This window comes from Streptomyces sp. NBC_00005 (assembly GCF_045160215.1).
Classification (GTDB): Bacteria; Actinomycetota; Actinomycetes; order Streptomycetales; family Streptomycetaceae; genus Streptomyces.
The window spans coordinates 1,907,634-1,922,920 of the sequence record NZ_CP108316.1 but is presented as its reverse complement, the minus strand read 5'-3'; the positions used below and the strand labels follow the sequence as shown (position 1 = coordinate 1,922,920).

Here is a 15,287-nt window from a genome sequence, read left to right as displayed (position 1 = left end):
ACCGACCTCCACAGGCTCAGCGCCCGACGGTCAACCGGCTTCGGGCGCTTCGGCGTTGACTGCAGTTCGTACATGACGGGCGATCAGGGCATAGATCTCGCGGGCCCGTTGGTCGTCCGTTCCGTCGTACCCGTGATCCGCTCCCTGCACATCGCGGTGCGCCACGAGCGCGCCCGCCGTCCGCAACCGGTCGGCGTAGCCCACGGCCTCCGCCTTGAGGAGGTCGAACTCCGCCGTGACGACCAGCGCCGGGGCGATGCCCTTCAGGTCCACGGTGTCCGACGGATGGGCGGGCGAGACGAGCCGGTCGGCGCGCTGCTTCACATCCGGGACGTACGACGTGTCGAAGACGTCCGCCATCCACGGCCGCAGCAACGGCTTGGCGACGGCCGCGCGCTTGGTCCGGGCGTTCGTCGCCAGGTCGAGCGGTGGATAGTGCAGCACCTGAAGAGCGATCGAGGGCCCGCCCTCCTCCAGCGCCAGCCGCGCCACCGCCGCCGCGAGTCCACCGCCGGCGCTCTGCCCGCCCACGGTGAGACGGCTGCCGTCCCAGCCGTGCTCCCCGCCGTGCTCGGCCACCCAGCGGACGACCTCGTACGCCTGCTGGGGCGGGGCCGGGAACGGGTGCTGAGGGGCGACGACGTAGTCGACGTTGATCACGACCACGCCCGCCTCGGCGGCGAGGAAGCGGCACAGGGGGTCGTCGATCTCCGTCACCGACATGACATAGCCGCCGCCGTGGAAGTTGACGTGCACGGGTGGCGGCGTCGGCCCCTCGGCAGCGGGCAGGTACAGCACGGCCCTGGCAGGAGCGATCGACGTGGGGATCGTCAACTCGCGTGTGTGACGGGGGTATTCGGGGAACCGGGCGTGCGAAGCGGCCGCCGAGCCGCGACCGCTGCTGCGCCGGTCGGCCATCTGCGTCATGCGCTGCATCGCCTTGGCGACGAAGGCGGCCACTGCCGGCCGGGCCAGGAGGGACATGCGGCTCCGTTCGGTGGAGGACACACGAGAGGGGCCCAATCATCAGGATTCCTGGCGATCGGTGGAGTCGAAGATACTGCATTTTCCTGAGAACCGACCCCCGGGCCTCGGGGAGAAAGGCAGGTCAGCAGGGGGTCGGTGTGGACGCCGCGGGGAGGACCCGTGTGCCGGTCGTGATCTCGGGAGGGGCCCTGCCCGTGCCGGTGGATCCCCGGCGCCCACCGCCGCCGTGCCGCGTCAGCGCCCGGCGCGCACCCCGTCGAGGGCGACGGCCAGTACCCGGTCGCGCTGGGCGTCGTCGACGAAGACCGTGCCGGTGATGCCCGAGACCATGCGCAGCAGATCGCCGAAGTCCATGTCCTTGCGCGCGATGCCGGCCTCCTGGGCCCGCTCGAACAGCGGACCACCGGCGGCGAACATCGACTCGCGGCAGGCGTCGAAGATCTCGGACTCGTCGTCGAGTGCCTCCCGCACGGCCCGCTTGGTCACCATGTAGCCCGTGAACCGGTGCAGCCAGGAGGTGAGCGCCTCCCAGGGCTCCAGTCCTGCGACCTCCTCGGCGACCCGGACGAGCTCGTTGACCTCGTCCGCGTAGACGCTCTCGAACAGTTCGCGGCGGGACGGGAAGTTCCGGTACAGGGTGCCGATGCCGACCCCCGCGCGGCGGGCGATGTCCTCCAGCGACGCCTCCGCGCCATGCTCGGCGAACGCCTCGCGCGCGGCGGCCAGCAGGGCGTCGTAGTTGCGGGCGGCGTCCTTCCGGTGCGGGCGCCGGGATGCCACGAGTTCGCGGACGGGGAACGGCTGGGCCGACACTTGCTGCCTCCCGGGGCGGGACGAGGTTGAACCGGAGGTGAGCCTCCGGTACAGTGGAGGGGTACCTCCACTTTAGCAGTGCGGGGTGTGTCCGCGGAGGACGCGTGCGGCCGCACGCATCACCTACGCGACGACACCCCCGCACCACTCCCTTGTTGCTCACGGGCCCTGCGTCGAGAGCGCGGCCCGTCCACCCACCACCTTTCCGCGACCGCTCACCGCGGCCGTCGGCGTGCCCGTGGCGCCCCAGCGGCGCTCCGGGTCCGTACGACCGTGGCCAGAGAACCTCGGCCGCACCCCGTTCGTTCGGAGAGGCTCTTCATGCCCCGCAAGTCCACCCGTCTCACGTTCGCGGTCCTCGCGACCGGCGCAGGTGTGTTCGCCATGCTGCAGTCGCTGATCGCGCCGGCCCTGCCGACCGTCCAGCACGCCATGCACACCTCGCAGTCCACCGCGACCTGGGTGATGACGGCCTATCTGCTGTCCGCCTCCGTGTTCACCCCGATCCTCGGCCGCGTCGGCGACCTGATCGGCAAGAAGCGCACCTTCGTCGCCGTCCTGTCCGTCGTCGCGGTCGGCTGCCTGCTGGCCGCACTCGCCCCGACCATCGGCGTACTGATCGTCGCCCGGGTCGTCCAGGGCATCGGCGGCGCCCTGTTCCCCCTCTCCTTCGGCATCATCCGGGACGAGTTCGCCCCGTCGGAGGTCCCCGGCAGCATCAGCAACCTGTCCGCCGTGATCGCCGCGGGCGGCGGCGTCGGCATCGTGGCGGCGGGCCCCATCGTGTCGGCGCTCGACTACCGCTGGCTGTTCTGGATCCCGGTCGCCGTCGTGGCGGTGACCACGCTGATAGCCCTGCGCTACGTGCCCGAGTCGCCCAACCGGGCGGAGGGCAAGGTCAGTTGGCTCGGCGCCGGCCTGCTGTCGGCGTGGCTGGTGGCCCTGTTGCTGCCGCTGAGCCAGGCAAGCGTGTGGGGCTGGGGCTCGGCACGCGTGATCGGCCTGTTCGCGGCGGCCGTGGTCCTGTTCGCCCTGTGGCTGCTGACCGAGGCCCGCTCCCGCACCCCGCTGATCGACCTGCGCGTCATGCGACTGCCCGCGGTGTGGACCACCAACACGGCCGCGCTGCTCTTCGGGGCGGGCATGTACGCCCTGTGGTCCTTCCTGCCCGGCTTCGTGCAGACGCCCAGTTCGGCCGGATACGGCTTCGGCGCGAGCGTCACGGCGTCCGGACTGCTGATGCTGCCGATGCTGGTGGCGATGTTCTTCTCCGGCATCCTCAGCGGCCGTCTGGAGCCCGTGGTGGGCGCGAAGTCCCTCCTCACCACCGGTGCCGCACTCGGCGCCCTCGCACTGGGCATGCTCGCCCTCTGGCACGACGAGCAGTGGCAAGTCGCCCTCGTCGCGGGCGTGTTCGGCCTAGGTATCGGACTGGCCTTCGCCTCGATGGCCAACCTGATCGTGGGCAGCGTCCCGGCCTCCCAGACCGGCGCCGCGACCGGCATGAACGCCAACATCCGCACCATCGGCGGCTCCATCGGCGCCGCCGTGACCAGCGTCCTGGTCACCGGCCACCTCCAGCCCTCGGGCCTGCCGTACGCCTCCGGCTACACGCACGGTTTCGCGTTGCTGGCGGTGCTGTGCCTGGCGGCGGCGCTCGCGGCGCTGCTGGTGCCGGTGGCGCGGCCCGGACGCCTCACCGGCTCCGCACGCGCCGCCGACGGCGCGGTGGCCACGGAGCCGGAAACGGTCGCCTCCGGCACCCGCGGCTGAGACAAGGGGCCGACCCGGACCGCCGGGCCGGCCCCCGCAGCGGACGTGCGCCCACCGGGCCCGGCGAGAACACCGTTGTACGTACGGTAAAGTCGACGTGCGCGTTCCCGCGGTTCACCGGGGGAAGCGCACCGGGACGTGGCGCAGCTTGGTAGCGCACTTGACTGGGGGTCAAGGGGTCGCAGGTTCAAATCCTGTCGTCCCGACGGTGTTCATCAGCGGGTCTGCCGGAAACGGCGGGCCCGCTGGATGCGTTCGTGGGACACGTGATGGCGGCGTGATGGCAACCCGTGACCGCATGGCACTCGGTCTCAAGCCGCCCGATCTTGTGATGCTGCGGCGGTCTCGTGGGGTGTTTGCGGTCGGCGCCGTCCAGGGCCTTGTCGATGGCGGTGACGGCGTCGCGGGCGGCGTAGGGCAGCAGGTGGCCGTAGAGGTTGACGGTGGGGGACAGCGTTGAGTGGCGCAGCGTCTTGGAGACCACGGCCAGCGGAACCCGTGAGCTGATCATGATGGTGGCGGCGGTGTGGCGCAGATCGTGGACCCCGATCCGGGGCAGGCCGATCTCCTCGGAGCGCCGGCGCAGTTCGGTCAGGACGCTCTGCGGGCGTAGCGGGGAGCCGTCCGGCTGGCAGAACACCAGTCCTTCCAACGGGGTGTCCGGGAGCTGGTCGGTGAGGGCGAGGGCGGCCTGGCGTTCCAGGGCGGCAGCGACACGTGGGGACAGGCTCACCCAGTTGCGGCCGGCTTTGGTTTTGGGGTGGCCGAGGTAGAGCCGGCTGTTGTTGACGGCCGTGAGGTTCCAGCGCACCAGCAGGGTCTTCTCGGGTAGGTGGACGTCGGTCCAGTGCAGGCCGAGGGCCTCACCGCGGCGCATGCCGGTACCCAGCAGCAGCAACTCCTCGCTACGCCGCCAACCTCTGGCCGCACACGATCAAACATCGATGACACGGGACAGTGATCACCAGTCGGACAGACGGCCTCGTGAATGTGCAAAGCTGGATTTCTCGTCGCGAGGATGACGCTCTTCGGCTTGGGAACGGTGAGTACGGATGAGCTCGAGTTCCGGCGGCGCCCCGAATCCCAGGCCGACCCGTACCCACAATGGCCCTGCCGTCTCCCGTCGGGAGTTCGACGCACTCTTCGAGGCGGTTCGCACGTGGGGTCGCTGGGCCCCGGCCGACCGCGGTGCCTGGAACCGGGTGACCGGACCGCGTGCGGCGGGCCACGGACAGAGCGGTCCGGGAGGGTCGTCCAGATGGCGGTGCCCCGGAACACCCGGGCCGGCCCGGACAACCGCAAGCCCGCCCTGCACCACATGACCGATCTCGGTGCCCTCCACCCTCAAGGACCTCCCCGCCGTCTTCGGGATCCGCTGGCTGGAGCCGGGACAAGCGGTGCACGCAAACGACATCATCGCTGCGGAGAAGGCGCTCGATGTGACGATCGGCGAGGGCGACGCGGTGCTGATGCGCTCCGGGCATGTCCGTCGCCGCGGGGAACTCGGTTCCTGGGACCCCGACACGGCGAGCGCCGGCTTCCACGTGGACGCCGTACGGCTGCTGGCCGAGCGTGGCATCGCGCTGCTCGGCGGGGACGGCGACAGCGATGTACGGCCCTCGCCCGTGGACGGCGTGCATTCGCCGGTCCACGCGCTGGCGGTGGCCGCGATGGGTGTGCCGCTGCTGGACAACCTCGACCTTGAAGAGCTCTCCGCAGCGACCGCCGAGGCGGGGCGGTATGAGTTCCTGCTCGTCGTGGCACCGCTGAACGTCCCGGGTGGGACGGGCTCGCCCGTAAACCCCGTCGCCATCCTGTGACAACCGACCAGTCCCGTTACCGTGCGTGAGAGATCTTACGAATCGTGACTCACATCCCTGATGCCCGTATCATCGTCAATGCCAGATAATGTCGAAATGTGGATTATCTAAGGTGTGAGTGAGGCGGAGCGTGGTTCGGTCCGGCGGCGAACCGATACCGACGGGGCGTGCGACAGGCGGCACGGGACCCGCCCGTTTTCGTGAGCGGTTCCTGCAGGGCGAGCCGGTCGAGGCGGGTGTGCGCACGTCGATCCTGAATTCCTGGCAGCGGTGCCGGTCCATGGGGCTGTCGCCGGACCAGTCCGACCTTCCCTTCCGGGAGGATTTCGATCCGGACGCCCGGCTCGTCCACGCGGCCGTGCCGGTGCTCGACCGGCTGCAGCTCCGGTTTGCCGGCAGCGCGATGAACATCTCCGTTGCCGATGCGAGCGGGACGGTTCTCCTGCGGCGTTTCGGAGAGACGTCGCTGGCCCGAAGCCTCCCGGCGATTCAGAGCGTCCCAGGGTTCGTGTTCTCCGAGCAGGTCGCCGGTACCAACGGCATCGGTCTCGCCCTGGCGGAGCGGCAACCCATCCGGGTCTACGGTGCCGAGCACTTCGCCGAGCGCTCCCAGGGCAGCGCCTGCCGCGCGCTTCCCGTCCGCGACCCGCTCAGCGGCCGCATCGAGGGCGTCCTGTGCTTCGGCTATCCGCGCAGCTCCGAGGATCCGGAGCTGGACATCGTGATACGCAGGGCGGCCGAGGCCATCGAGCGGCGGCTGCTGGGGCAGAGCTCCGCGCATGAGCACGCTCTGCTGCGGGCGTACCAGGACACCGCAGCCGAAGCTGCCGTTGGCCTTTACCGCAGGATCGGCGCGGACGAACTGGCCCTCGAACTGCACCACCGTGACCGGGCGATCATCATGGAGCAGGCCGCCGAACTGATCTCCCGCGCGCAGCGGGCCGCGGTCGAGGTGTCCCTGCCCGACGGCCGGCGAGTCACGCTCGTGAGCCGGCCGATGACCAGCGCCTCCGGAGTGGAGGGCATCGCCATCGAGGCCGTCCTCCCCGCCTCCTCGCAGCGCGCGCCTTTCACCGTGCCGCACAAGGTCGACGTGCCGCCGGGCCTCCCCGCCGAGCTTGCCGTCGCCCTCGCCCCCCTGACGTCCGGGGCCGTTCCCGGCGTCGCGGCGCCCGGGCATCTCTCCGTCACGGTACCCGGCCAGGTCGCCGCGGGCGGCGAGGGCGTCACGACCGCCGACGCCGACGGCGCGAGGGACGGTCACCTCGACTCCCCGCTTCCCGCGAGAGGGCTCGTGATGGTGGGGGAGCCGCACGTGGGGATGTATGCCTTGGCCGCGCGACGCCGCCTGGAGCTGCTGTCCGAGGCCAGCACCTGCATAGGCACCACCCTGGACGTGCGCCGCACCGCCGAGGAACTCGCCGAGACTGCGGTGCCGCGGTTGGCCGACTTCGTCACCATCGACCTGCCCGAGCCCGTACTGCGCGGCGAGGAGTCCGCCGATCCCCGCAGTGACCTGCGCCGTACGGTGGTCCACGGCATCCGCGACGACTGTCCCTTCCACCCCGTCGGCAAGCAGGTCGACTACGGCCCGACCACGCCTCAGCTGCGGTGTCTGACCAGCGGGGAGGCAGTGCTGGAGCCGGACATGAGGGCCGCCGCGGGCTGGCTCGCGCAGGATCCCGAGCACACCGAACAGCTGCCGAGCCGCGTCCACTCCCTCATCGCGGTGCCCCTGGTCGCCCGCGGTGTCGTCCTGGGCGTCGCCGCTTTCTACCGCTCGCAGAACCCCGCCCCCTTCGGAGACGACGACCGCTCGCTGGCCCAGGAACTCGCGACCCGCGCCGCGCTGTCCATCGACAACGCCCGGCGCTACACGCGCGAACGCACCATGGTCCTGGCCCTGCAGCGCAGCCTGCTCCCGCACGGTCTGCCCGACGAGGACGCCGTCGAGGTCGCCCATCGCTACCTGCCCGCCGAATCCGACGTCGGCGGAGACTGGTACGACGTCATCCCGCTGTCCGGCACCCGCATCGGCCTCTTCGTCGGCGACGTCGTCGGCCACGGCATGCTCTCCGCCGCCACGATGGGCCAGCTGCGTACCGCCGCACGCAGCTTCGCCGAACTCGACTTTCCCCCGGACGAAGTGCTCACCCACCTCGACAACCTGGTGGGACGCCTGGACCGGGAGGACCCCGCTTCCGACGGCGCCGGCACCATCGGTGCGACGTGTCTGTACGCCATCTACGACCCGACCTCGCAGCAGTGCACCATGGCCCGCGCCGGCCACCCCCCGCCCGCGCTGGTGCACCCCGACGGCAACGTGTCGTTCCCTGACCTGCCCGCCGGACCCCCTCTCGGCCTCGGGGGCCTGCCCTTCGAAACCGCCGAGATCCACCTCCCGGAAGACAGCCAACTGGTCCTCTACACCGACGGACTCATCGAGGACCGGCATCGCGACGTCGACGTCGTCCTCGACCAGCTGCGCGGGGCCCTGGCCCACCATCCGGAGCGCTCGCCCGAGAACACCTGTCAGGCGATCCTGGACACCGTGGCCCCCGCCCATCCCTGCGACGACATCGCCCTGCTCGTGGCCCGCACCCACGCCCTCGACCTGGATCGGATCGCCACCTGGGACCTGCCCGCCGACCCGGCACTCGTCAGCGAGGTCCGCGCCTCCGCCACCCGACAGATGGCGGACTGGGGGCTCGAAGAGGCCGCGTTCGCCGCGGAACTGATGCTCAGCGAGCTGGTCACCAACGCCATCCGCCACGGTGCCGGGCCCATCAGGGTACGGCTGCTCCATGGCCGCACCTTGATCTGCGAGGTCTCCGACACCAGCAACACCGCCCCGCACCTGCGCCGGGCGGCCACCACCGACGAGGGCGGCCGCGGCCTCTTCCTCGTCGCGCAGCTGTCACAGAGCTGGGGTACCCGCTACACCCCGGAGGGCAAGGTCATCTGGGCCGAATGCGGGCTCGACGGCGTGTGAGACCCGAGCGCGGCGCTGAGCCGTTGGGGGCACGAGAGACGGCAAATGTCTGATATCTAGCTATGTGTCCGGCTAGCATCGCTCATGACAGTCGGGGACAACTCGCCAGGCCGATCACCGGAGATGTCCGTGGAACCTCTGGTCCGCGTCCGCGGCCTTGCCAAGCGGTTCGGTGGGACCCTCGCGCTGGCCGGGGTCGACCTGGACGTCCACGCCGGCAGCGTCCTCGCCCTTCTCGGTCCCAACGGAGCCGGAAAGTCGACACTCATCAAGGTGCTCGCCGGCGTCCACCACGCCGACGCAGGGCGGATCACGGTGGACGGGCACCCGCTCGGGAGTCATGCCGCTTCCCGCAGCATGTCCTTCATCCACCAGGATCTCGGTCTGGTGGAGTGGATGACGGTCGCCGAGAACATCGCCCTGAGCACCGGGTATCCGCGGCGCGCCGGTCTGATCTCCTGGCGGCGGAACCGAGAGCAGTGCGCCGAGGCCCTGCGCATCGTCGCCGGACACCTCGATCCCGACGCACCGATCGCCCGGCTCGGCCCGGCCGAGCGTTCACTGGTCGCCATCGCACGAGCCCTGGCGACTCGGGCGAAGCTCATCGTCCTCGACGAGCCGACCGCCCGCCTCCCCGCCGCGGACTGCGCCCGGCTGTTTCGTGTCCTGCACGCACTGCGCGACCGGGGGCACGGCATCCTCTATGTGAGCCACCGTCTGGACGAGGTGTACGAGGTCGCCGACACCTTCGCCGTCCTGCGCGACGGCCGTCTCGTCAGCCACGGCGCACTGGCGGGCCGGAGCCCTGCCCGTCTGGTGCACGACATCGTCGGCGAGGAGCTGACCGACCACCACCCCGCCACGGCCCCGGTCCCCGGCCCGGCCGTCCTGACCCTCGACGGCGTACGGACCGCCGGCGCGGGACCGGTCAGCCTGGAGCTCAGGGCCGGGGAAGCCCTGGGCCTGGTCGGCCTCTCGGGCGCCGGACACAGGGACCTGGGCCGAGCCCTCGCGGGTTCCCGGCCCCTCCTCGACGGACGTGCCCTTCTCGGCGGCCGCCCGTACAGTCCCCGTACGGTCGTCCAGGCCGTCGGACTCGGTGTCGCCTTCGTGCCCGGTGACAGACAGCGGGAGGGCTGCCTCGCCGAGCTGACCGTACGGGAGAACTTCCTGGCCAACCCCCGGGCGGGAGGCCTGCCTGCGCTGCGCTGGATCAGCCCCCGCCGCGAACGTGCCGAGGCCGCCACCCTGATCGAACGGTTCACGGTGCGCCCCAGCGACAGCGAGGCCCCCATCGCCTCGCTGTCCGGCGGAAACCAGCAGAAGGTCATGATCGGCCGGTGGCTCCGGGTGGGCCTGCGTCTGCTCATCCTCGAGGAGCCGACCGCGAGCGTGGATGTCGGCGCCAAGGCCGCGGTCCACCGCCTGCTCGACGAGGCACTGGCCGGCGGCCTTGCGGTCCTGCTCATCTCCACCGACTTCCAGGAGGTCGTGGACGTGTGCCGGCGCGCGCTGGTTTTCGCCCGCGGGTCCGTGACGGCCGAGCTGAGCGGTCCGGCCCTCACCGTCTTCGGGCTCACCCGTGCGGCTTCGGTCATGCCCCCCTCCGGAACCGCGTCGAACCCGTGACCCCCTCGCCCCGGCCGCGACCGCATCGACAGGGCCGACCGAACCGACTCGGCCGGCGAGGCAGGCCTGGTCTCCCGGCCCGACTGCCCGGCCCGGGTGGGCACCTCATCGGTGCTTACGGCCTTCTGGCACTCACGGCACTGCTCTTCCTGATCTTCTCCTTCACCCTGCCGCGTACCTTTCCCACCCGGGACACCGTCGACTCGATCCTTTCCAACCAGTCGATCCCGGCCGTTCTCGCGCTCGCCGCCATGGTCCCCATCGTGACCGGCGCGTTCGACCTCTCCATCGGCTACGGCCTCGGCCTGGCGCACGTGATGGTGATGCAGCTCGTCGTCAACGTCGGGTGGCCCTGGCCGCTCGCCTGCCTCGCGGTGATCGGCGGAGGGGCGGTCGTTGGCGTCCTCAACGGCGTCATCGTCGAGTTCGGCCGGATCGATTCCTTCATCGCCACTCTCGGGACCGGCAGCATGATGTACGCCGTGACCGGCTGGATCACCGGCGGCGCCCGGATCGTCCCCGGCCCGCAAGGCCTCCCGGTCGCCTTCACCGACATCTACGACTCCAGGTTCCTCGGCCTTCCGGTCCCCGCCTTCTACGTGCTCGCCCTCGCCGTCGTCCTCTGGTTGGTGCTGGAGCGGCTGCCGCTCGGCCGGTATCTGTACGTCGTCGGCTCGAACCCGCGCGCGGCCGACCTCGTCGGCATCCCGACCCGCAGGTACAGCGTCTACGCGTTCGCCGCGTCGGGGCTGATCGTCGGCTTCGCCGGTGTGCTGCTCGCCGCCCAGCAGCAGATCGGTAATCCGAGCGTCGGACTGGACTACCTGTTGCCCGCATTCGTCGGCGCCCTTCTCGGCTCCACCGCGATCAAACCCGGCCGCCCCAATGCGATGGGCACCCTCGTCGCCGTCGCTGTCCTCGCCGTGGGCCTCACCGGCATCGGCCAGATGGGCGCCGACTTCTGGACGGTCCCTCTGTTCTACGGCGGCACCCTGCTCATCGCCGTCGGCCTGGCCGGCTACTCCGCGCGCCGCCTGCGCACCGGCACCGTCGCGGCCCGCGATTCGCCTGCCGTACCGCCGGAGCCGCCGTCCGCCCCGACGCAGGACGGTGGCGCAGCGGGCGCCCCTCCATGAACGACGCCATGGGCACCACCTGAGTGCCTCCGGCCACATCCTCCCGCTCATCCCCGCGAGGAGCTCCCCGTGAACTGCAACCGCAAAGCCACACCCGGCGCGCTCAAGGCTCGGTCCGTCGCCGCCGCCCTGCTGGCTGCGGCAACCGTCCTTGCCGGCTGCGAACGCGGCTCGTCGAGCGCCCCGGAGGGCTCCACCACGGGACCGAGCGGCTGCCCCGCGGCCCAGGCAAGGGCCCAGGCCGCCGTCAGACAGGCGGAGAAGACGGACGTTCCCTGGAACGGACCGACCAGCGGCCCGTCGGCGGTGTCCGGCAAGACCATCGTCTACGTCGCCCAGACCATGACCAATCCCGGCGTCGCGGGCGCTGCGAAAGGCGTGAGCGCAGCTGCACGGGTCATCGGCTGGAACGTCCGGGTGATCGACGGTGGCGGTACCCCCGCCGGCATCCAGGCGGCGATGAGCGAGGCCGTAGCCCTCAAGCCCTCGGGCATCGTCATCGGTGGCTTCGACCCGGGCTCGACCTCACAGCAGGTCTCGCGGGCGACCGCGGCACGGATCCCGCTCGTCGGCTGGCACGCGGTCGCTGCCCCCGGCCCCAGTCGGCAGCCCAGACTCTTCACCAACGTCACCACCGACGTCGAGGACGTGGCCGGAGTCAGCGCGCAATGGGTCATCTCGAACTCGGGTGGCCACGCCGGGGTCGTGCTCTTCACCGACGCCTCGATCCCCTTCGCCAAGAACAAGTCCGAACTGATCAGGAAGGAGCTCCTCACCTGTTCGGGCGTGAAGCTGCTGGCGTACGAGAACATCCCTATCCCGGACGCGAGCAGCCGCACCCCGCGGGAGGTCTCCTCGCTCCTCTCCCGCTTCCAGAGCAGGTGGACCCACTCCGTCGCCATCAACGACCTCTACTTCGCCGATGCCGCCCCGGCCTTCCGCGCGGCCGGCAAGAAGGGTGCCGGCCCGCCCTTCAACATCGGCGCCGGAGACGGCGACCCCTCCGCCTTCCAGCGCATCAACAGCGAGCAGTACCAGGCGGCCACCGTGCCCGAGCCGCTGTCCCTGCAGGGCTGGCAGATCGTCGACGAGTTCAACCGAGCCTTCTCCGGCCGTCCTGCCAGCGGATATGTAGCCCCCGTCCACATCACCACCGCCGACAACAGCGACGGTGCCACGACCTGGGACCCGTCGGGCTACCGGGAGGCGTACCGGAAGATCTGGGGCACCTGACAGCGGCGTCGGGGACTGGTCAAGGGGCGTACTCGGTGAGCAGGAGTGCGATGTCGTCCATCCTTTCGTGGGACAGGCAGGCATCCTGCAGCAGCCGGTCGGCCAGATCCTCCAGGCGGTCCCCGCCCATCCGGGCCAGCGAGGCCCGGAGCCTGCGGATGCCGGAACCGATGTCCGAGCCGCGCCTCTCGATGAGCCCGTCGGTGTACAGGGCGAGGATCGATCCGGGCGCGAGGCGCAGCTCCGACTCCGGATAGTCGGGCATTGCCTCGACGCCGATCAGAGGGCCGCCCGGTACGTTCAGGATTTCCGTGTGTCCGTCGGGCAGACGCAGCAGGGGCGGGCAGTGGCCCGCGCGGACAATGCGCACGACCCCCGAACCGGGGTGGAGGAGGGCGTAGCAGCAGCTGGCGAGCAGCGCGGGGTCGAGGTCCATATGGAGCCGGTTGGTACTGGCGAGGACGTCGCTCGGCCGATGGCCGGCGGTGACGAAGGCCCGCATCGCGCTGCGTAGCTGTCCCATGGCGGCCGCGGCGGCCACGTTGTGTCCCTCGACGTCCCCGACGATCAACGCGACCTCGTCACCGACGGGGATGACGTCGTACCAATCGCCTCCGATGTCCATCCCCCTGGTGCCCGGAACATAGCGTCCGGTGACGCGGAGGCCCGGCAGCGTGGGCAGCCGGTGGGGCAGCAGCGCGTTCTGCAGACCGCGGGCGAGGGCGTATTCGGCGTCGTAGAGCTTGGCGCGTTCGAGAGCCTGGGCGATCAGGCCGCCCAGCGCGGTGAGGAGGCCGCGCTCCTCGGCGGGGAACCGGTGGACGTCGTCGAAGGCGAGCATGCAGGCGCCGACCGGGCGGTTGGAGGCGATCAACGGCAGGAACGCCCAGGAGTTCGAGTGGCCGACCAGGGTCCCGGGGTAGGTCCCGAGGAGCTCCTCCCGGGTCTCGACGAACAGCGGGGCCCCGGAGGTCAGCGCGTCCGTCACCGGCAGCCGGGCATGCAGCGGGGTCCCTTCGAAGCCGGCGAGGAAGCCCTTCGAGTAGCCGCGCTGCGCGAGCAGGTGCAGGCGCCGCTCCTCCACGACGGCGATCGCCAGCTTCTGGCCGCCGAAAGCGGGCAGCAGCTGGTCGGCGACGGCGTCGAACACCTCGTGCGCGGTGACCGCCTCGGTGAGGGCGCTGCCCAGCTGGAGCACGCGGTAGAGGGATCCCAGGCGGGGGGCCGTGGGCGGAGGTGACAAGGAGACGGGAGGACCCTCCTCCGCGACGAACGTCCCGGGTCCGGCCCCGTCGGGCAGCGGCTGCCTCACGGGTGCCGCCCATCCCGTCATGCCCTGCCCGCCGGGGTGCAGGGAGAAGGCGAGCCACTCGTCGGGTGGGCGGCGGACCAGGAAGGAGACCGGTTGCTGGGAGACCACGGCGGCCCGGTAGCGGTCCTCGTACACGGGATCGGCCAGCCAGGGCAGCACGTCCCAGGGGCGTTGGCCGAGCAGTTCGTCCTGGCGGACCCGGAGCAGACTCTCGAGGCTGTGGTTCGCGTAGGTGACACGGCCGTCCGGGGAGAGCGCGAAGAAGCCGTCCGTGAGCCGCTCGAGCGCCGCCACAGCAGCCATGCCGCTTCCGGAATCGAGCACGGCGCCGACCAGATGGGACGCCGTCCGCGGGTCGTGCGGGCTCTCGGGCACCCGACCCCACAGCTCGACGGTGTGAAGCCTCCCGCCGCCGTCCCGGATGCTCACGCAGTGCGCGAGCACATGTCCCTCCTCGACCGCGGCACGCGCGGCTGACCGGAAGCCGGGCAGGTCCGCCGGTTCGATTCTGGCCGCCAGGGTGGCCGCCCGTCCGTCGAACTCGCGGGGCGGAATCCCGAAGATCACGCACAGTTCGTCGTCCGCCGTGAAGGACCCGGTGTCGAGGTTCCAGTCGAACAGGCCCACCCTTATCACCGGAGCGGACGGCAGCGGGACCACCATCGGAGCCGTCCGTTCGTCCCACTCGCCCAACAGTCGGCGTGCGCTCAGACCGGCGAGTGCGGTGCCCAGACGGTCGGCCGCGGAGCGCAGCTGCCGACGCTGCGCCCTCGACAGCCCTGTCCGGTCGGGCCCGGGCGTCCACAACACGGCCATCGTTCCGAAAGTCCGCCTGCCCGCTCTTACGGGCACCGAGGCAGAGCCGAACGGGTAGGGCACGGCGACCGAGAGCTGGGGGAAGCGCCGCATCGTCTCTTCCGCGTCGGTCAGGTGGACCATGCGCCCCGAGCGGTACGCCTCCGCCACCGGAATGCGGCTGTTCACCGGGATCCGACGCCAACCGCCCAGCAGGGAGGGCGGTGTCCCGCACGCCGCGGCCAGGAGGAGCGAGTGATGGTCGCCGGAGAGCAGGAACACACTTCCGGCATGCGCTCCGGTCACCTCCACGGCACCGACGACGGCGCTGACCAGTGCGTCGTCACGCTCGGGCGATTCGCCGACACGCGCGGCGCCGAACGGATACGAGCTCGATGCCACACCGTCGGCCGACACGTTGCCCTCGATCACCATTGGGTAATTTGTTCCATTTTAGGTTGGCTTACGGCTTCCTGGGGGCGGGTGCCGGGCCGGAACTGGAGCGAGCGGTGATCGGCGGCGCGGGCCGACCGAAGGCGACGATGGTCCAGCAGGGACTTCACACGGCGCATGTGGTCGCAATTACGCGCAGAGCGGCACCTGCTTCGACGTTCCGCTGAAGTCCACTCGAGCAACCGCAGCGGGCGGTTTACGGAGCGCGATGTCGGGTGTCATGGAGTGCTGCGCGCTGTTCTCGCGACTCCTTTACTCGGCTGAGTACGCTGGATCCCGACCTCGAAGAACGACCCGTCGCACGCCGCTCATCGACCACCCAACTGGGGTCAAGGGGTCGCAGG

9 protein-coding genes, 1 tRNA gene and 1 pseudogene are annotated in these 15,287 nt (G+C 70.9%); 7 read left to right on the top strand and 4 right to left on the bottom strand.

The window, feature by feature from the left end; all coding sequences use genetic code 11:
• Nucleotides 1-30: 30 nt before the first annotated feature.
• Both OG303_RS09200 and OG303_RS09195 read right to left on the bottom strand, forming a co-directional pair.
• On the bottom strand, nt 31-984 hold the full coding sequence (locus OG303_RS09200) for an alpha/beta hydrolase fold domain-containing protein (RefSeq protein ID WP_405866669.1): 954 nt from the start codon (nt 982-984) through the stop codon (nt 31-33).
• Nucleotides 985-1,221: 237 nt separating this feature from the next.
• Nucleotides 1,222-1,800 (bottom strand): TetR/AcrR family transcriptional regulator, encoded by a 579-nt coding sequence (locus tag OG303_RS09195; RefSeq protein ID WP_405866667.1) that lies wholly within the window; start codon nt 1,798-1,800, stop codon nt 1,222-1,224.
• Nucleotides 1,801-2,121: 321 nt separating this feature from the next.
• Between OG303_RS09195 and OG303_RS09190 the strand changes: the two genes are divergently transcribed.
• Both OG303_RS09190 and OG303_RS09185 read left to right on the top strand, forming a co-directional pair.
• Nucleotides 2,122-3,573: an MFS transporter gene (locus OG303_RS09190; protein WP_405866665.1), complete on the top strand. Its 1,452-nt coding sequence runs from the start codon at nt 2,122-2,124 to the stop codon at nt 3,571-3,573.
• A gap of 132 nt (nt 3,574-3,705) precedes the next feature.
• Nucleotides 3,706-3,779 (top strand) — tRNA-Pro (locus tag OG303_RS09185).
• Here the strand turns inward: OG303_RS09185 and OG303_RS09180 are convergent.
• A complete protein-coding gene (locus tag OG303_RS09180; RefSeq protein WP_405866663.1) occupies nt 3,761-4,471 on the bottom strand; it encodes a site-specific integrase in 711 nt (236 codons plus the stop codon). The genes OG303_RS09185 and OG303_RS09180 overlap by 19 nt on opposite strands.
• A 154-nt stretch (nt 4,472-4,625) precedes the next feature.
• Here OG303_RS09180 and OG303_RS09175 point away from each other — a divergent pair.
• From OG303_RS09175 to OG303_RS09155, 5 genes and pseudogenes are all read left to right on the top strand, one after another.
• A pseudogene (locus OG303_RS09175) lies at nt 4,626-5,393 on the top strand (cyclase family protein).
• Between the two features lie 130 nt (nt 5,394-5,523).
• Nucleotides 5,524-8,385: a SpoIIE family protein phosphatase gene (locus OG303_RS09170; RefSeq protein WP_405866661.1), complete on the top strand. Its 2,862-nt coding sequence runs from the start codon at nt 5,524-5,526 to the stop codon at nt 8,383-8,385.
• Between the two features lie 123 nt (nt 8,386-8,508).
• Nucleotides 8,509-10,014 (top strand): sugar ABC transporter ATP-binding protein, encoded by a 1,506-nt coding sequence (locus OG303_RS09165; protein WP_405866659.1) that lies wholly within the window; start codon nt 8,509-8,511, stop codon nt 10,012-10,014.
• Nucleotides 10,011-11,150, top strand: a complete 1,140-nt coding sequence (locus OG303_RS09160; protein WP_405866657.1) for an ABC transporter permease — start codon at nt 10,011-10,013, stop codon at nt 11,148-11,150. Before OG303_RS09165 ends, OG303_RS09160 begins: the two co-directional genes overlap by 4 nt.
• 69 nt (nt 11,151-11,219) lie before the next feature.
• Nucleotides 11,220-12,383 carry a substrate-binding domain-containing protein gene (locus tag OG303_RS09155; protein WP_405866655.1) on the top strand — a complete coding sequence of 388 codons (1,164 nt, stop codon included), beginning with the start codon at nt 11,220-11,222 and terminating at the stop codon, nt 12,381-12,383.
• A gap of 19 nt (nt 12,384-12,402) precedes the next feature.
• Here the strand turns inward: OG303_RS09155 and OG303_RS09150 are convergent, their stop codons facing one another.
• Nucleotides 12,403-14,925, bottom strand: a complete 2,523-nt coding sequence (locus OG303_RS09150) for a SpoIIE family protein phosphatase (RefSeq protein WP_405866653.1) — start codon at nt 14,923-14,925, stop codon at nt 12,403-12,405.
• Between the last annotated feature and the right edge of the window lie 362 nt (nt 14,926-15,287).

Excerpts from the sequence above, each read along its gene's own strand:
- OG303_RS09200 (WP_405866669.1), bottom strand. The coding sequence starts at position 984 with ATGTCCCTCCTGGCCCGGCCGGCAGTGGCCGCCTTCGTCGCCAAGGCG.
- OG303_RS09190 (WP_405866665.1), top strand. The coding sequence starts at position 2,122 with ATGCCCCGCAAGTCCACCCGTCTCACGTTCGCGGTCCTCGCGACCGGC.
- OG303_RS09165 (WP_405866659.1), top strand. The coding sequence starts at position 8,509 with ATGTCCGTGGAACCTCTGGTCCGCGTCCGCGGCCTTGCCAAGCGGTTC.
- OG303_RS09150 (WP_405866653.1), bottom strand. The coding sequence starts at position 14,925 with ATGGTGATCGAGGGCAACGTGTCGGCCGACGGTGTGGCATCGAGCTCG.